General features: G+C 39.8%; 16 protein-coding genes. 12 read left to right on the forward strand and 4 right to left on the reverse strand.

Annotated elements, in window-relative coordinates; all coding sequences use genetic code 11:
* Positions 1-29: 29 nt before the first annotated feature.
* Positions 30-1,727 carry a methyl-accepting chemotaxis protein gene (locus BHU72_RS08450; protein ID WP_083248346.1) on the reverse strand — a complete coding sequence of 566 codons (1,698 nt, stop codon included), beginning with the start codon at positions 1,725-1,727 and terminating at the stop codon, positions 30-32.
* Between the two features lie 228 nt (positions 1,728-1,955).
* On the opposite strand from BHU72_RS08450, the gene BHU72_RS15870 reads away from it, so the two are divergent.
* From BHU72_RS15870 to BHU72_RS08475, 6 genes are all read left to right on the forward strand, one after another.
* Entirely contained in the window at positions 1,956-2,120 is a 165-nt protein-coding gene (locus BHU72_RS15870; protein WP_176720447.1) for a hypothetical protein, read from the forward strand.
* On the forward strand, positions 2,121-3,149 hold the full coding sequence (locus BHU72_RS08455) for a polysaccharide deacetylase family protein (protein WP_069702193.1): 1,029 nt from the start codon (positions 2,121-2,123) through the stop codon (positions 3,147-3,149). It begins immediately after the preceding gene.
* 92 nt (positions 3,150-3,241) lie between these two features.
* On the forward strand, positions 3,242-5,455 hold the full coding sequence (locus BHU72_RS08460) for a heavy metal translocating P-type ATPase (RefSeq protein WP_083248347.1): 2,214 nt from the start codon (positions 3,242-3,244) through the stop codon (positions 5,453-5,455).
* Positions 5,456-5,908, forward strand: a complete 453-nt coding sequence (dtd, locus tag BHU72_RS08465) for a D-aminoacyl-tRNA deacylase (protein ID WP_069702194.1) — start codon at positions 5,456-5,458, stop codon at positions 5,906-5,908.
* A gap of 248 nt (positions 5,909-6,156) precedes the next feature.
* Positions 6,157-6,498 carry an STAS domain-containing protein gene (locus tag BHU72_RS08470; RefSeq protein ID WP_176720448.1) on the forward strand — a complete coding sequence of 114 codons (342 nt, stop codon included), beginning with the start codon at positions 6,157-6,159 and terminating at the stop codon, positions 6,496-6,498.
* Between the two features lie 142 nt (positions 6,499-6,640).
* Positions 6,641-8,044 (forward strand): stalk domain-containing protein, encoded by a 1,404-nt coding sequence (locus BHU72_RS08475; RefSeq protein WP_069702196.1) that lies wholly within the window; start codon positions 6,641-6,643, stop codon positions 8,042-8,044.
* Here the strand turns inward: BHU72_RS08475 and BHU72_RS08480 are convergent.
* Positions 8,034-8,948 carry a LysR family transcriptional regulator gene (locus tag BHU72_RS08480; protein WP_218076119.1) on the reverse strand — a complete coding sequence of 305 codons (915 nt, stop codon included), beginning with the start codon at positions 8,946-8,948 and terminating at the stop codon, positions 8,034-8,036. The two genes, BHU72_RS08475 and BHU72_RS08480, sit on opposite strands and share 11 nt — an antisense overlap.
* A gap of 136 nt (positions 8,949-9,084) precedes the next feature.
* Between BHU72_RS08480 and BHU72_RS08485 the strand changes: the two genes are divergently transcribed.
* The 6 genes from BHU72_RS08485 (at position 9,085) to cspD (ending at position 17,135) form a co-directional block, all read left to right on the forward strand.
* Positions 9,085-9,831, forward strand: a complete 747-nt coding sequence (locus BHU72_RS08485; RefSeq protein WP_069702197.1) for an ABC transporter ATP-binding protein — start codon at positions 9,085-9,087, stop codon at positions 9,829-9,831.
* Positions 9,824-10,591 carry an ABC transporter permease gene (locus tag BHU72_RS08490; RefSeq protein ID WP_069702198.1) on the forward strand — a complete coding sequence of 256 codons (768 nt, stop codon included), beginning with the start codon at positions 9,824-9,826 and terminating at the stop codon, positions 10,589-10,591. The genes BHU72_RS08485 and BHU72_RS08490 overlap by 8 nt, the downstream gene beginning before the upstream one ends.
* Positions 10,592-10,608: 17 nt before the next feature.
* On the forward strand, positions 10,609-11,301 hold the full coding sequence (locus BHU72_RS08495) for a response regulator transcription factor (RefSeq protein ID WP_083248349.1): 693 nt from the start codon (positions 10,609-10,611) through the stop codon (positions 11,299-11,301).
* Positions 11,302-11,313: 12 nt separating this feature from the next.
* Positions 11,314-12,738 (forward strand): sensor histidine kinase, encoded by a 1,425-nt coding sequence (locus BHU72_RS08500; RefSeq protein WP_069702199.1) that lies wholly within the window; start codon positions 11,314-11,316, stop codon positions 12,736-12,738.
* A gap of 183 nt (positions 12,739-12,921) precedes the next feature.
* Entirely contained in the window at positions 12,922-16,836 is a 3,915-nt protein-coding gene (locus BHU72_RS08505) for a phosphoribosylformylglycinamidine synthase (RefSeq protein ID WP_069702355.1), read from the forward strand.
* A 101-nt stretch (positions 16,837-16,937) separates the two neighbouring features.
* Positions 16,938-17,135 carry a cold-shock protein CspD gene (gene cspD / locus BHU72_RS08510; protein WP_069702200.1) on the forward strand — a complete coding sequence of 66 codons (198 nt, stop codon included), beginning with the start codon at positions 16,938-16,940 and terminating at the stop codon, positions 17,133-17,135.
* Positions 17,136-17,323: 188 nt separating this feature from the next.
* On the opposite strand, the gene BHU72_RS08515 is transcribed toward cspD, so the two are convergent.
* Together BHU72_RS08515 and BHU72_RS08520 are read right to left on the reverse strand one after the other, a co-directional pair.
* Positions 17,324-17,956 carry a glycoside hydrolase family 73 protein gene (locus tag BHU72_RS08515; RefSeq protein ID WP_069702201.1) on the reverse strand — a complete coding sequence of 211 codons (633 nt, stop codon included), beginning with the start codon at positions 17,954-17,956 and terminating at the stop codon, positions 17,324-17,326.
* Between the two features lie 219 nt (positions 17,957-18,175).
* Complete coding sequence (locus BHU72_RS08520) at positions 18,176-18,604, reverse strand: universal stress protein (protein ID WP_069702202.1); 429 nt, start codon at positions 18,602-18,604, stop codon at positions 18,176-18,178.
* Positions 18,605-18,887: the final 283 nt, after the last annotated feature.

Raw genomic sequence — 18,887 nt, forward strand, 5'->3', positions numbered from 1 at the left:
GTGCATTTACTATACAATACTTGAATCTACTATATCTTAAAGGTTAAGACTGCTGTTTCTAGTTCTTCTGCCATTTCATTTAATGAAGTAGCAGATGCAGAGATTTCCTCAATAGCTGCTTGCTGTTCCTCGGTAGCTGCAGCAACTTCTTGGAAACTACTTGAAGAAGTACGAGCAATTTCACTGATTTCGTTAATCGAACTTGCTACTTGTCGTACATGCTTTGATAGGGTTTCAGAAGTGTTCGTTACTTCTTGTATTTGCGCAGCAATTTGGTGAGAAGCTTGGGCAATTTTTTGGAAGTTATTCTTCGCTTCTTCTACTAACACAGTTCCCGTTGTAACCTCTGTTGCTACAGTATTCATAGCTTTTACAGAACGTAATGTTTCGCTTTGAACTTGTCCTATTAATTCTGTGATCTGTTTTGCAGAGATCTCCGATTGTTCAGCTAGCTTGCGGACCTCTTCGGCAACAACGGCAAAGCCTCTACCATGTTCCCCTGCACGTGCTGCTTCGATTGACGCGTTGAGTGCAAGCAAGTTTGTTTGAGCTGCAATTCCTGTAATGACACTGACGATATTCTCAATATCCTTCGAACGCTCTTCTAACGACTGGATAATCGTAACGGTATGCTCCACGGACGAGCTAACTTGACTCATTTGTGACATTGTCTTTTGGATTGATTGATTTCCTAATTCAGCATCTTTCGATGTCGCATTTGATATTCCTGCAACAGCGGCCATACTAGAAACGACTCGTTGAATATCTATATTGATGGTGTCCATTGAATCATTACAGTGATCGACAGAGACTGTTTGTTGCTCAGCACCATTAGCCGCAATTTCTATGGATGTGTTGATTAGTTCTGTCCCTTTAATTGTCTGTTCACTACTAGCCGCTAACTGTGTGGAGGATGCAGCTAATCCGTGGGACAATGTTAAAATCTGTTGGACTAAAGACCGTAGATTTTCTTTCATATGATTATAGCTATCGGAAAGGTTTCCGATTTCATCCTTCGCAGTAACCTCTAGGTGGGTCTGGAAGTTACCTTCCCCGGCTTCACAGAACACAGCTAATAGCTTGTTAAGGCGTGAATTAATGTTACGGATAAAGAAGAATACGATAACAATAGCAAGTAGGATAACTACTACAACAGTAAAGAGTAAATGTCGCGTTGCACTCGCTACTGTTTGATCAATCATATTTTGTGGTGCACCCACATACCAAATGCCAATAGTTTCATTTTGAGCATTTTTAATTGGCTGATAAGCAGTTTGATAGTTCTTGCCAACCACGTTTGCTTCCCCTAAATACAATTCCCCTTGCTTTAATACCTTGTCTGCAACGGTAGCAGATACTTGGGTACCGACAGCTCGTTTGCCATCCACTTGAACGTTTGTAGCGATTCGAGTATCGCCAAGGAAAATTGTAACAGTATCGCCGGTGAACTTCCCGATATCATCCACAAGTGCAAAGTTCTCATTCATTCTGACATTGCCCTTAAAAAGCTCCCCGTCACGAACGTTCCATTCCCCAGGGTATTTTAAATCGATGTATTCATAGCCTAGTGTTAAATCAGATAATGCCTTCTGTGTTGCTGTTGCTTTTACCCCAGCCTCTATTTCTTTAATCATTACATAGCCGGCAGCCACTGCAAAAATAAGAAGTAGCGCAATTGTCAAGAAGCCAAACTTATAGCCCATTTTAAGATTTTTCCAAAAACTCATGATAGCACTCCCTATAATAAATAATAAATAGTAATAATAAATAATAATTATCTAAAAACTGGACAACATAAGTCTTATTTAGAATCATTACACTTTATTGTAATAAATTATTGTTGGATTCACAATGATAAATTACTACCATCAAATTAGAATATTACTAGATAAAATATAGTAGCTAGTTGGTGGGCAATACAGCATGCATGGCAAGCAAATAAAATGCTTATACTAATGGAAATATTGGCGTCAGTTGGAAGTCAAATACATACGAATACATACGAATATGAGGGAATTGCAAGTGAAGTGAAGGAAATCAAAAGAAGAGCAAAAAAAACCGAAAAAGTAAGCAAACATAAGATGAACGTAAGAGAAACGCAAGATAAGGAGTGGATATAATTGAAGAAACCAGTGATGATTATAATTTCATTGATGCTGCTCATGGGATCAGCATATTTTGTACATACGACTAACGGATCAGAGCAAATTGTAGAGTCACAGACAACGCATATTAATGAAGCTGTCAGTGATTTAATTACCACAACAGCCTATGGACAACGGGCAATGATTGCGACAAATGATGTAATTCATGTCATATCTACCAATTATCATCTACCGCCAAGATTAGTGAAAGCGCGTGTTTCAGAGGAATATAAGGATAAGGAATCAGTTACTATGAATGAAGCGCGAGCAATCATTGCTTCCTTTGAAGATTTAAAATTCGCGGATCGGGTGCCGATTATTACCTATCATCATCTTTTAAAACGTGATGAAAATAGGAGATACCGAGGAAATAGCCTAGTAATGTCCGTAGAAATGTTCGAAGAGCATATGAAGCTATTACATGAAAACAACTACACAACTATAACCCTAGATGAACTGGCATTATTTATGAGTAAACAAATTCAGTTACCAGAAAATAGTATTGTCATTACCTTTGATGATGGTTATTTGAGTAACTTTGAATACGGATATCCAATTTTAAAGCAATATGGTTTTAAGGCAACAATCTTTATCATCACTGGGATTGTACGAGAAAGGCCGATTGCATTTCACCCGAACTACTTGAGCTTTATTAGCTGGCCTGAGATGGAGACCTATAAAGATGTGTTTGAGTATGCAGGTCATACCCACGATTTACATTATAAAGAGGGACGATATAGCCATTTGCGTGTGAAACCCCAACAGTCTGTCCTCGATGACCTGAAACAGTCAAAGGAATTGTTGGATTCGGATTACTTTGCTTATCCTTACGGTCAATACAGTAAGAAGGTAATCCGAACTTTAGAAGAAGCGGGATATACCCATGCGTTTACAGTTGAACCTAAGCCTGTGACCGTAAAGAGTGATCCGTATAAAATCCCGCGCTATATGATTAACCCGACAACAAAACTCAAACGTTTTAAAAAATATGTAGGCATTGATTGAAAATGATTCTTGACCAGATCCCTGTCGCAGAGTATTCTGTATATAAGCAATTTTGAATATGGCTAATTATACAAGCTGATGAGGAGATCTTCATGAATGAAACAGTAGAATATTGGGTAAAAGGACTTTCTTGAGCAGATTGTGCCGCTAAGTTTGAGCGGAATGTAAAGTCATTACCAAATGTCCAAGAAACTAAATTAAACTTTGGTGCTTCAAAAATTACAATTACGGGAAATATTTCTATCGAGAAAATTGAAGAGGCAGGGGCTTTTGATGGAGTGAAAGTAGTCGCATATAAAGAGCCACAAAAAGCCAAGGTTATAATCGGTGCCAGTGCGGAAGATAACACACTGGTAAATCAAGAAAGGCGTTTTCAAATACAAGAGCTATGGACGAATCCTGTGTTCCAAAAATCTATGATATCTGGGATGTTCATTGTTTTTGCGTATATAACGGAACGTTTCTTTGAAGCTGAGCAAGTAGCACTAATCCTATACATGGTAGGTTTGTTAGTCGGTGGTTTTGTAACGTTTCGCAAAGGTCTACGAAGCTTAACTAAGCTACAATTTGATATGAATCTCCTAATGACAATTGCCGTAACAGGTGCAGTTCTGATTGGTGAATGGGCGGAAGGCGCTATCGTATCTTTCTTGTTTGCGATTAGTAATGCCCTCGAAAGCTATTCTATGGATAAAGCACGCAATGCCATCCGGGGACTCATGGAATTAGCACCAAAGGTAGCAAATGTGATACGCAATGGGGCAGAAACCCAGGTACCAGTCGAAGAATTGATTCTCGGTGATATCGTTGTCATTCGACCAGGTGAGAAAGTAACTGTCGATGGAGAAGTAGTCAATGGGCAAACGGCAATCAATCAGGCGGCAATTACAGGTGAATCTATTCCAGTAGAGAAGAGAATTAGCGATACTGTGTTTGCAGGTACGTTAAATCAGCATGGAGCGATTGAGGTAAAAGTATCTAAGCTAGTGGAAGATACTACGATAGCGAAAATTATCCATTTGGTAGAGGAAGCACAGGGAGAACGCGCACCGTCACAAACCTTTGTCGAGGCTTTTGCAAAGGTGTATACACCCACAGTTTTTGTTATTGCGTTGGCAATAGCGACGATTCCACCTATTTTATTGGGGCAAACTTGGTCAGAATCGATCTATCAAGCGCTAGCATTATTAGTTGTCGCATGCCCTTGTGCCTTAGTTGTTTCCACACCAGTGGCTATCGTGACAGCTATAGGGAATGCAGCGAAGAACGGGGTACTGATTAAAGGTGGTGCGTATCTAGAGGAAGCTGGGAGCTTAACAACAATCGCATTTGATAAGACGGGTACTTTAACCAAGGGCGTACCAGAAGTGACCGACGTAATTACGTTTGGAACATACACGAATCATCAATTAATACAAATCGCAGCATCGATCGAAAATATGTCAGAGCACCCGCTCGCAAAATCTATCGTTCGCCACGCGAAAAAACTGTCGTTAACCCTATCGCCAGTCGATGGATTTCAAGAGATACCTGGTAAAGGCGCTTTTGGAACAATTGATGAAGCGACCTTTTCGATTGGTAGTCCAAGTTACTTCGCAGAACGTAACCAATTGACAGAGGAACTTAAATTTCCGATTTCTTTGCTGCAAGGACAAGGGAAAACAGCGATGTTGTTAGGCGATGAGACTTCTACCTACGGAGTAATTGCAGTGGCTGATCAAGTCCGTCCTTTGAGCGCGATGGTTATTCAGGAGCTGCATGAATTAGGAATCAGAAAGACAATCATGTTAACAGGTGACAGTATACAAGCAGCGAATTATATAGGGAAACAAGTGGGAGTTACGGAAGTATTTGCCGAACTTTTGCCAGAGAAGAAACTACAAGCAATTAAAGATTTACGTCAAGGAAATCACATAGTCGCGATGGTCGGAGACGGGGTGAACGATGCTCCAGCACTGGCGGCATCTAATGTGGGAATTGCCATGGGTGGTATAGGTACTGACACAGCACTTGAGACAGCAGATATTGCCCTAATGGCAGATGACTTGTCGAAGCTGCCCTTTACGATACGTTTAAGTAGATCAGCAAAAAGGATTATAAAGCAGAATATAGCATTCTCTGTAAGTATTAAGATTATTGCAGTACTGGCAGTATTTCCAGGTTGGTTGACTTTATGGTTAGCAATTCTTGCGGATATGGGAGCTACATTATTAGTGATTGCGAACGGTCTTAGACTTTTACTGTTAAAACCGAAGGAACCGCCACTACCCTCATGTTCAAGTACAAAGGAAAAGGAGGTACATTAAATGCGTATTGTCATGCAAAGAGTTACAAGTAGTAGCGTCTATCTCCCAAAAGAAGAGCGCATAACAGGAGAAATTCAATTAGGTTTATTGGTGCTATTGGGTGTCGGTCCTAACGATACGGACGAAGATATGCAATATCTGATAGATAAGATGATCCATTTACGGATTTTTGAGGACGAGGCAGGCAAAATGAATCTATCTGCGAAGGATGTGGGCGCAGAGATTATGATTGTCTCACAATTTACCCTCTATGCAGATTGTCGTAAAGGCAGAAGGCCAAGCTTTACACAAGCTGCACAGCCTGAAAAGGCTAATGAGATGTATGGACAGTTTGTAGCGCGTTTACAGGAAGAAGGCTTTAAAATAGCGACCGGTGAGTTCGGCAAACATATGCAGGTATCACTGGTGAACGATGGTCCGGTTACTATTATGCTCGATAGTGAGAATAGATAGTGTGGTATACCTACAATGAAATGGACTAGATTTATAATACTCATATCATATTTAACTGGTATATAAATTAAAAGAGAACTGGACGCATCCACTTCTCTTAAATGTACGCCGAAGCGATACACTGCAATTAGTTATAATCTAGGATACTATTTTTTTATTATACGTAAAGCAAAAACTATATTTATATGAAGACTCAAATGTATGGTAAGTTAGGTTTGACCTTGACTACTCGAGAATTGCATTCTATAATGATAACAATAATCATTAACGAAAAGGTGAGGCTGATGACAATTGTTAGAAAAGGGAATTCAGCAGATATCAATAACTTGCAACGAATCGATATAGTAAATAAGAATTTGCTGAAAGAAAAGTTAAATGAGATGCTTCTAGATAGAGATTTACACCAAATCAGGATTAATTTTAACACCATATCGAAGGTAGATTGTACTGGTATAGGGCTATTATTGTCTTTCCATAAAATAATTCAAGAAATGGGTGGAAAGTTAATTCTTTATGGGATTAAAGATCGTTCAATTCAAACAATATTTCAAATGATTCACTTAGATAGAGTAATAACAATAGCAGATTGAATAAGTATGAGGAATTGCCCTTGACTTGCCATGATTGCCTTATATTACAAGCAAATAATCTATAATTTTTAGCAGGTAATCACAAGTGAATAAAGAATACTATAATGAATAATGGAATTGATGTGAAAGGGGACAGATCAACTTGAAACACCACCTAAGAATACCCATTCTCGTATTGTTCATTGTAGCATGTATTGTCGTCATGCCTTTTGATGGTTATGCATCTTCGAATCAAATCAAGGTTTTTGTTGACGGCACGGAGGTTCCTTTTGTCGATGCGCAGCCTTACATTGACGGCAATGGACGCACGCTAGTACCTGTACGATTTCCTGCGGAAGCAGTAGGGGCTACAGTAGACTGGAATAATGACGCCAAACAGGTGACTGTAAGTAAGGATCATAAAACTGTGATACTCTCAGTGAATCAAAGGGAATATATCGTCAACCATATGAAGATGCAGATGGACACGGAAATGATCTATAACTCACAATACCATCGAAACTTTGTGCCAATACGATTCGTCTTAGAAGGCCTTGGATATGAAGTAGGCTGGCAGACATTCCAACAGTATGGCATCATTCACGTGTTTACGGATGGACAAACAGTCACGCAGAAGAACACAATTTACAAGCAAATAGAATCGCGAATCACTGCGCCACAGATGCCAAGCGTTCAGCCTGTTGAGACAACACAGCCAACAGCTAAATTTATAGTAGATGACCTTGCGATTGGTAGTCCTTTAGAGGATTTAATCAAGAAACGTGGCAACCCGGACCGTATGGATGCAAGTCAATACGACTTTCAATGGTATGTATACAATAAAGACTATAGCAATTATTTGCAGGTAGGCGTTAAGGATAAGAGAATTGTTGCTTTACATAGTAGTGCAGTGAAATGGAGCGGAGTCGGGAATTTAGCACCTACCGCAACAAAGAAGAATGTGCGAGATGCTTTAGGAGAGCCTTTAAGAGGTTTGCGGATTGGCAATACGATGTATCTTAATTCCTATGAAAATAGGGATGTTTATTTAGTTGACGAGTCCTATTATGCATATTTTGATTATGATGCATTCGATAAGGATATCGTTCAGTCGGTTTTATTGTTAGACAAAAAAAGTAGAGAGACGCTACCGGCATTTCACTCTGCGGGCTCAACGGATTTACGAAAAGCCTTCGAATATCAGGTGTTTGACTTGACGAATGCTGTGAGGCAGAAAAAAGGCTTGTCTATACTAAAATGGAACGAGCAAGCTGCCATTACTGCTAGGAAACATAGTGAAGATATGGCGAAGAATAACTTTTTCGACCATATCAATCTCCAAGGTCAGAGCCCATTTGACCGCATGCGTGCGGATGGTATACGTTTCCGTTCTGCAGCGGAAAATTTAGTGGCAGGTAGTGAAGATGCAGTGCAAGCTGTACCAATGTGGATGAATTCTAAGGGCCACCGTGAAGCAATGCTTTCGCGACAGGAGTTACTAGGTGTTGGTGTGGCCTTTGGTGGCCGTATGAATATATATTTTACACAGAAATTTTTCACTCCATAATAAACGATGCTTGCAGCAATGATATAAATTTCGTGGCGGCAAGTGGAGTCGGAATATGCTTATGAGTAATGATCCCCAAGTCTCGATTGGGGATTTTTTCTTTGAGTTGTAATTCAATGACTTCCCCAGAAGTTAATTCGTTTAGAACATAATCCTTAGTTAAGAATGAGATTCCGAAATTGATTTTCACCAAATCAATTAATAAATCTACACTACTTAGCTCAAATTCTGGTTGAATCGATACTTGATTTGTAGATGCCAGTTGATTAAGGAATGAGCGCGTAGAAGTGTTTTCTTCCAATGCGAGAAGAGGTAGTTGAGTTAACTCTTGCATCGTAATAACCTTCTCGCGCAGATGTTCAAATTGTCTACCTGCAATAAAAATGTCCTGAATCGGTCGTTTCAATACTACATCGAATATTTGAGTATCGATATGACTCGGAAGATTTATCATGATGACATCTACTTCGCCCTTTTGCAAAAGCTCCAAACAAACAGGCGATGGGCGATTCGTAACATGAATCTTTATCTTTGGATATTGAGTCGAGAACTGCTGGAAATAGGGTAGCAAATAGTGCTTGCATATGGTATCGCTTGCACCAATTCGAATTTCTCCAGCCTCGAGTGTGCGCATTTCTATTAATTTGCGTTCCCCATTCTTAATGTAGAGGTACGCTGGTTCTAAATGTCGGAATAACACTTCTCCTTCCTGTGTTAAACGGACACTTTTCGTGCTGCGGATAAATAGCTTGCAGCCGAGTTTTTCCTCTAATAGTTTAATCGTCTGGCTCACGGAAGACTGTGATACGAATAAGTGTTTAGACGCTTCGGAAAAGCTAAGGGTGTTAGCTACATGATAGAAAACCTTATAAAGCTCAAAATTTATATCGATAAGAATGCACACCTTTTTTAGTTAATGATTTCTTAATACATCAGTAATCGCTATGTAAGTATTTAGTAACAAAATAATAATAAGCGGCAAAAGAGTAAAACGCAAGTGAGCAACAAGATTAAATTCTAATAATTGGAAGGTGAACCCTTTGGAAAATAATCCCGAAACAATTCTGCAACTCGAAAATGTTTCCAAGTATTTCGGTATTACCCAAGTGCTGCATGACATCACCTTACAGGTAAAGAAGGGCGAAATTTATGGCTTTCTTGGGCCCAATGGTGCAGGAAAAACAACCCTAGCACGAATGATCTTGGGTTTAATACGCTGTGATAAAGGCTCTATACAAATCCAAGGGCATAACATCAATGATCAATATAAACAAGCGATTCGTCATGTCGGAGCTATTGTAGAAACACCAAACTTTTATTCCTATTTATCTGGATACGACAATCTTAAATTATCTGCCAATGTATATGGCGATGTATCTAAGGAACAGATCTTAGAAGTGTTAGAGATGGTGCAAATGACGGAGAAAAGTAAAGCCAAAGTAAAAACATATTCCCTTGGCATGAGGCAGCGGCTAGGTATTGCAAGAGCATTGCTGCATCGCCCTGAGCTAGTCATTCTCGACGAACCGACCAATGGGCTAGATCCGCAAGGGATTAAAGAAATGCGGGAACTGATTCAACAGCTAGCGTTTGAAAAAGACATTACGTTTTTTATCTCAAGTCATCTTTTGAAAGAGGTTGAAATGACCTGTACTAAGGTCGGTATCTTGAATCGCGGGAAATTCCTAGCAGAAGGTCAGGTGGAGGAATTAGTTGCGCTATCTCCATTCTCAAGCTTTGAAGACTACTTCTTAGATCTTACAAAAGGGGCTGGGGTTTATGTGTAATTTAGTATACAATGAACTATATAAAATGGTAGCAAACTGGAAACTATTGATCTTCTTGTTGATAACTTTAGTGGCAGTTGCTATTCCTTCGATGGTGATGTTCATCCCTGAGGCGCATGTTGTGTTTACTGGACAAGACTACCCACTGATGATACTTAATGGGCTTGTAACAATGGTTTTGCCGATTTTCATTATTATAATGCTTGCGGAAATGTTCACAACAGAATATGAAAAAGGTACATTGAAAAACACGCTCATCCAACCTGTTTCACGAATCCAAGTGGTGGTAGGGAAACTCCTTGCAGTCGTATCGATTGTGGGATTTTTACTACTTGTAGCATTGATTGCTGGTTATGGATTTGGAATTGCTGTATTTGGCTGGGGAGAAGGGATTGCTATCGGAGGCAACTTGCTAACCTCATCACAAGGCATTATTGCCACTGTTACCAGCTATGTTGTATCTTTGATACCATTAACGGTTTTCGCTGTATTTATCGCAGTGCTTTGTATAATATTGTCCAGTGGAACCGCTGCTTTGGGGATTAGTATTGGCTTGTTCCTGGCAATGAATATTGCAGGGCAGCTTGTAGAAAAGTTAAGTCCATACCTTATAAACACACACTTCAATCTGTATATTTTTGTCATGGAGGAAGCATTGCGAGTGCAACTAGTACAATCAATTGTAGCACTTGTAGTATATGGGGTTGTTTCTTCTCTGTTAGTGGCTATACTTTTCAAGAAGAAGGAAATTATACTTTAGATTTAGAGGTGGACGTTATGGTGAAAGAAAGAATCCTTGTCGTAGATGACGAACAGGAAATCTGCGAATTATTAAAGGATTATCTTGAAAATGAAGGGTATGAAGTTTTCGTAGCTTATGACGGTAAGCAAGGATATGAACGTTTTCAACAAGAAAAGCCTATTTTAGCGATATTGGATATAATGCTTCCATTGATGGAAGGGACGGAACTTTGTCGTAAGATACGCAATGAGTCTTCTATTCCGATAATTATGTTAAGTGCTAAGAAAAGCGATATTGATAAGATTCTAAGCCTAGGCCTTGGCGCCGATGATTATATGACGAAACCTTTTAGCCCTAGTGAGTTAGTCGCTAGGGTTAAAGCGCATTTGCGCAGATTCCTTCAAATGAATGTTAGTAATGAAGGGCAGGCTGTTTTTACATACGAGAATTTGCAAATTGATAGTAAAGCCCATAAGGTAATAGTTGACGGTCAGTCAATGGAGCTATCTGCGAAAGAATTTGCACTGCTACATTTTCTTGCCAACCATCAAGGGCAAGTATTCACACGAGATCAAATTTTTGACCATGTATGGGGTTTCAACGAATATGGGGATGTGAATACAGTGACGGTGCATATCCGGAGAATCCGCGAAAAAATAGAAGTAGATCCAACGAAGCCTAAGTTTATTAAAACAATTTGGGGTGTTGGATACAAATTTGGAGAGTAGGGGGCCACTACGTTGAAACTTGGGATTCATAGTAAGCTTGTGGTTGCCTTTATCTCTGTTATCATCATTCCGATTGCTACAGCAGGGTTGTCTTTCTATTTTATTATGGAGCATGTGAATAAACATTTTGATATGAAACAAGTGGATGTGATGCAACAGGTTGCTTTCGACATCCGCGAAGCAGTGCAATCTGGTTATCCATATCTGGCCAATAGTAATGGACAAGCAACGCAATCAGTAGGGGAAAGCATACGCGAAATAGCAGACGACTATGATGTGCAGTTTGAAATATTTGATGAAGAAGGAAATCTACTCCTTCGAACGGCGGAGACAACTTTTACAAAATCGAGATTTAGTAATAACAGTCTGAATATACCAGTAGAGGATAATAAGGTTGTGAAAGTAGTTGTTCATTACAATCCGTCATCCGAACCAGCCAAAATTTTATTTTCGATTCTAAAAGGCATTGCACTTAGTATTCTATTTGGATTTATTGCACTATTAATGGTCGTAGGATGGTTTACGTGGTTTCTCTCACGGAGTGTTTTGAAGCCTTTAGGGGAATTAAACGTTGCGACTGCGAAAGTAGCGGACGGAGACTTCGATTTCAATATCAATTACAACAAAAATAATGAGTTTGGTGCATTATGTCGTTCCTTTATGTTGATGAAAGAGCAGCTCAAGGCATCGATTGTTCGACAACAGCAACAGGAGCAACTGCGCAAAGAGTTGGTAGCAAGTATTTCTCATGATATTAGAACTCCAGTCGCTTCCATTAAAGGCTACGTGGAGGGGATTCAAGATGGTATTGTGAAAGACCAAGAAAGGTTAGCGAAATACTTAGAAGTAATACATGGGAAAACTGAGCAATTAGACCGTTTGGTTGACGATTTATTTCAATTTTCTCAAATAGAAGTAGGTAAATTGGAAATAGTTCTAGAAAAACAGAATAGCAGAAAGTTTTTCTCTTCGATCCTTCAGCAATTTGAAGTAGAGTTGGGATCGCAAGGGATTTCTTTGACGCTACCAAAAGAAATTCCGGATGTTAGTATTGCTGTAGATAAGCAACGGATGATCCAGGTGATCGAGAATTTGATTGGTAATGCGTCTAGGTACGTAGATAAAGAACATGGACTCGTGCAGATCGACATCGATTTACAATCAGAGAAAGAAAACTCAACGGAACCTTTACACTTATCAGAATCTTTACGCATATCCATTAAAGACAACGGGCAGGGCATCGCAGAGGACGACCTTCCGTATGTATTTGATCGGTTCTACCGAGGCGAAAAGTCGCGTTCGAGAAAATTCGGTGGCACGGGCCTTGGTCTAGCGATTAGCAAATACATCATTGAAGCGCACCATGGGGAAATAGGTATTACTAGCAAGCTACATAAAGGAACAACTGTGTTTTTTACCCTTCCAATACAGAAGTAGAATCAATTATATACAGAATTACGAAAAACATATTACATATACTTATAAATCATATTATAACTAATAATAACATGTTATAAGTAAATTCTGTTACAATAAAGCTAATGAAAACCATTCGAGTTTACAAACGAAGGGAACAAATCGACTGAAAATAAATGGGGGGGTTTATCGATGACCGCTGTAATGGGGATACAAGTGCGAAGAATTTTCGTAGAGAAGAAACCTGGATTTAACGTGGAAGCTGAGGCTTTATGTCGTGACTTTCAACAAAACCTAGGAATTTTAGGACTGCAATCGGTAAGGGTCGTAAATCGGTACGACATCCAAGGAATCAATGAAGAAATTTATCAACAGTCTCGAAATACAATTTTCTCAGAACCACCAGTGGATATTGTCTATGACGAACAATTACATGTACAAGACCCAATTCGTATGTTTGCCGTCGAATTCCTACCAGGACAATATGATCAAAGAGCTGACTCTGCCGCGCAATGTATACAGATTTTAACACAGAGTGACCGACCGATTGTTACTACCGCTAAGGTGGTACTATTATCAGGGGACATTTCAGATGAGGAATTTAATCGCATCAAGCAGTATTATATCAATCCAGTAGAGTCCCGAGAAGCTACTCTAGATAAACCTTTAACAATTGAGCTACAAACGGAACAACCAAGTGATGTACAAGTCCTTGACGGGTTCTGTCACATGGATGAGCAGCAAATGAAGGAATTTATGCAACGTATTGGCTTTGCAATGAATTTCGAGGACCTTTTATTTTGTCAAAAGTACTTCCGTGATACAGAGAAGAGAGATCCAACTATCACAGAATTAAAAGTAATCGACACATATTGGTCTGATCACTGCAGACATACAACATTCTTAACAGAGATTCAGGAAGTGACGTTCGATGAAAATGAGAATGTAGTGCCTATGAAAGCAGCATATCAGAGATATCTTAAAGCTCGTGAAATCGTGTATGGCGAAGAAAACCGAGATGTTTGTCTTATGGATTTAGCTGTCATCGGAATGAAAGAGCTGCGCAAGCAAGGCAAACTACAAGATTTAGATGTTTCTGATGAAGTAAATGCATGTAGCATTGTTGTAGATGTCGATGTTGAAGGTGAGATACAAGAATGGTTAGTGATGTTCAAGAACGAAACACACAACCATCCTACAGAAATTGAACCATATGGTGGTGCGGCGACTTGCTTAGGTGGCGCCATTCGTGACCCACTATCTGGTCGTTCGTATGTATATCAAGCAATGAGAGTGACAGGTAGCGGCGACCCACGTGCGCGTATTGAAGATACTATTCCAGGCAAGCTGCCGCAACGCAAAATCACTACGGAAGCAGCAGCAGGATATAGTGGCTACGGGAACCAAATAGGGCTCGCAACAGGACATGTTGCTGAAGTATATGATGAAGGCTTTGTCGCGAAACGTATGGAAATTGGTGCTGTGATGGCTGCTGCTCCCAAAGAAAATGTGGTTCGCATACAACCAAGTAAGGGCGATGTAGTGATTTTAGCTGGCGGACGTACAGGTCGTGACGGCTGTGGTGGAGCTACTGGATCTTCTAAAGAACATGATGAAGACTCGATCTTTACATGTGGCGCAGAAGTGCAAAAAGGGAATCCACCGACAGAAAGAAAGCTACAAAGACTATTTAGAAATCCTAAAGTAAGCATGATGATTAAGAAATGTAATGATTTTGGTGCTGGCGGGGTATCTGTTGCAATCGGGGAATTAACAGATAGTCTGAAAGTCAATTTAGATGTGATTCCGAAGAAGTACGAAGGACTTGATGGTACAGAACTTGCGATTTCTGAGTCACAGGAGCGGATGGCGGTGGTAGTGGCCGCTGAAGATGCAGAACGCTTCATTCGATTCGCACAAGAAGAAAATGTAGAAGCTACTGTTGTTGCTGAAGTAACAGATAACCGACGTCTACAAATGTATTGGCGCGGAAACGCGATTGTCGATTTAAGTAGGGATTTCTTAGATACGAATGGTGTGAAACAAACAACCAAAGTACACGTAAATGGGCCGCAAACAGATATGGATTTTCTTACGCAACCATCGCAGCACATAAGAGATGAACTAAAGAGCTACCCTTTGGAATCTTGTGAAACATTACGACAAGCTTGGATAGCGAATCTTACGGATCTAAATGTTGCTGGTCAGCAGGGATTAGTGGAGCGCTTTGATAGTACAATCGGTGCAGGAACGGTCTTAATGCCATTTGGTGGGAAGTATCAGGCTACGCCTGCCGAAGGCATGGTTGCCAAGATTCCGGTCATTGGCAAGGAAACCAATACAGCGACGATTATGACCCATGGATACAATCCAAAGCTAGCATCTTGGAGTCCGTTTCATGGGGCTCTGTATGCAGTAGTAGAGGCAGTTGCCAAGGTAGTAGCAATCGGTGGTCGTTATGATTCTATCCGTTTGACTCTACAGGAGTACTTTGAAAAGTTAGGGACGGATGCATCCAAATGGGGCAAGCCGTTTAGTGCATTATTAGGTGCATATCACGCACAGGAGCAATTCGGTATTCCAGCAATTGGTGGAAAGGATAGCATGTCAGGGACATTTAAAGATTTGCATGTCCCACCTACTTTAGTTGCTTTTGCTGTAGATGTAGTGAAGGCAGATAAAGTGATATCTCCAGAGTTCAAACAGGCGGGGAGTCAGGTTGTTTTTATTCCATCGAAGTTTGATGGACAATCGATGATTGATTTTGACAACTTGAAAGCGAACTTTACTAAGGTAACAGAACTGATTCATTCTGGAAAAGTATTAGCTGCCCATACTGTGAAGTATGGCGGAATCGCAGAAGCACTTACGAAAATGGCTTTCGGAAATAAAATTGGATTCCGTTTTGAACCATCAAAAGCGAATGCCATGACACAATCCATGGAGATTGGATATGGAGAAGAATGGTTCTTGCCGAAGTATGGTTCATTAGTATTAGAACTTCCGAGTGATATCAACGTACAAGAAGCGTTGGGAGATATTGATTATATTGCATTAGGTAATACAACGTCATCACAAGCCATTCAAGTTGGTGATATGACGATTATGCTGGATGAATTATATCGCCTATGGCAAGAGCCATTACAAGATATTTTTCCAATCCAAGCGAAAAGTGTAACGGAAGAATCTACTTACAATTTTGAGAAAACTGAAGCTAGTTTCGTGAAAACTGGGTCAGATGCAATAACGTACAATTCGATAATAAACGCAGATACAACTATTAAAAGTCAAAGTCGCAGCTCTCGTACAACAGCACTCGCACAGCCGCGTGTCTTAATCCCTGTATTCCCAGGAACGAATTGCGAATATGATACGCATAAGGCGTTTGAGAAAGCTGGCGGACAAGTCGATACGATGATTATAAGGAATCTAACGTCTGTTGATATTGAGAATTCTATCGCAACCATTGTTGATAAAATCAAGCAAACACAAATTTTGATGCTGCCAGGTGGCTTTAGTGGTGGTGATGAACCAGACGGTTCTGGTAAATTTTACGCTACGCTCTTTAGAAACCCAAGAATTAAAGAAGCTGTGATGGACCTATTGCAAAATCGTGATGGTCTTGTGCTGGGGATTTGTAACGGATTCCAAGCGTTGATTAAATTAGGGCTACTGCCATATGGTGAGATCCGAGATATGAATGAGAATTCCCCTACGTTAACCTTTAACACGATTGGTAGACATATTTCCACAATGGTACAAACAAAGGTTGTATCCAATCAGTCACCATGGTTACGTAATGTTGAAATAGGCGAAATCCATTCAATTCCTGTTTCCCATGGGGAGGGACGTTTCTTTGCTACGGTAGAGGAGTTACAAAAGCTTATCGATGGGAAACAGGTGGCTACTCAATACGTAAATCAAATGGGTAATCCGACTATGCAAAGCCCTGCCAATCCTAATGGCTCCATCTATGCAATCGAAGGCATCACAAGCCCTGATGGTAGAATTTTTGGGAAAATGGGACATTCAGAGCGCATAGGAAATCACGTAGCCATCAATGTTCCGGGCAAAAAAGATCAGAGAATTTTTGAAGCTGGTATCTCATATTTCAAATAATAGGTATAAAATATCCAGAAATATAGCACAATAGAGAATGTAAGTAATATATTTAGGTAATGCATTCAAGGAATGCAAACATTTAGGAGGAATTTAAGAGTATGCAAGGTACAGTAAAATGGTTTAATGCAAGTAAGGGGTTTGGATTTATCGAAACAGAAGGTGGAGAAGATGTATTCGTACATTTCTCAGCAATTCAAGGCGATGGATTTAAATCATTAGAAGAAGGTCAAAGAGTATCTTTTGAGGTTACTGAAGGAAACCGTGGCCCTCAAGCGACTAACGTTTCTGTAATGTAATCGCATATCCTACCAACGAATAAAACCTCCACTCTTATGTGGAGGTTTTTTGCACTATCAGAAATCATTAGTTTGAAGTAGATAGTATAGCTGTGCATTAGCAACACATCAGCAGTAAACTGCTGTGTTTATGCGTCAGTGCAACTAAGGCATTCTCTGCGCTAAAGCTTGGCGAATGCTAGTTTTCTTTACATCTGTTGGGCCATGCGGTAAAGCATTACCCAAACTTGTTCGCGTGTCGCTTGATCCTGCGGATTCAAGCCATCGGAAATGCCGTTGGCTACTACCCAATCATGAGCTTCTCTTGCATAATCGGATACAACAGATTGTGGTTTAGCTTTAGGTGTAGCTACAGGTTTAGGTGCAGGTAATGTATCCCACTGAAATAATTGATGTTCTTCAATTAGTCGGATAAGTTTTGAAGCATAATTGGGATCTGTTGCATAACCTGCTTCTTGTAATGCATGTGCTGCTTCTAAGTAATTATTAGCTTGGAATACAGGTAGGTAACGAGACGATCGTAGCAGAAATTGCGTATGGTCATTTATCGATTCGTTCAAAGTGTTATAATTTCGGAATTGCGCTTGGACCCATATCCATCCCTTTTCTTCACTGTACTCCCTAGTTTTCTTTGTGATACTACCTACTGTACCGACTCCTTTGATACCAAATAGATTGTTCGCTTCTTTCGTAAGTCCGCTCTTTCCCCAGTTACTTTCTAGAATCGCCTGCGCTATTTTCACACTAGGAAATAAACCATGTAACGCGTAATCTTCTTTAGCTGATGCAACAAGAGATTCAATAAATTTCGTCTTTTCCATTTTAGCACGCCCTTTCTTCCCTTATAATTCATTGTATGATGTACCCTATACATTGCATGAAGAAAAGGTAAACAAGAATGCCATATTAATTTTCATTTAAAGAAAACATGTAAAACAAAACTTGGAATACTACAAGTTCTTAGGACGCGAGTGAGTAAAAAAAATCAGCTCACACAGAATGTGCAAGCTGGCATGTATGTATCGAATATAACTTTGATGTTAGCGGACGACTAAGACATCCGATGGAGAATGACGAATGATGTATTCAGAGACACTACCAACAAGTACACGTTCCAATGCATTTGTGCCAGTAGCACCGACAATAACCAAGTCAGGATCAACTTTGGGCATAATCGTTTTGATAATCTCTCGCTTTGCAGAGCCAGACTCAAGAATCACTTGTACATTGGTAATACCGGATTCTACGGCTTTCGCTTTAAATTCTTCCAATAAGCGTTCAGCGCTTGTGCGAGCAACATTTAGTATCTCTGCGTCATATGGCTTGTAATCCGAATAAATCGGAATATCTACTACATGGGCAAGAGTTAGTTTTGCTCCGTTTTCATTGGTTACCTTTAAAGCACGGTTAAAGGCTTTATTCGATTCTTCTGAACTGTCTACACAAAGCAGAATGTTTTGATAAGGCATATAATACGATTCCCCCTTATTATAAGTACGCTAACTAAAGCATTCTCAAAGCTAGATGAATGCAAGTCTTAAAGAAATATATCTTGCGTGCATTGATAGAGCTTGCGACTGCTAAGTTTTGTTTATATTATAACTTAAGTGTTATATATTGTGCGAATAATTATGCGCTAACACGAAAAGTTGAACTGATAATATAAGTGTATTATAATATAGTGAATTAATAATATGCATGAAAACCATATCTTAATGGATACTAAAGTGTTAGAGATTACACCTAAATGTA

Source organism: Desulfuribacillus stibiiarsenatis (assembly GCF_001742305.1).
Classification (GTDB): Bacteria; Bacillota; Bacilli; order Desulfuribacillales; family Desulfuribacillaceae; genus Desulfuribacillus_A; species Desulfuribacillus_A stibiiarsenatis.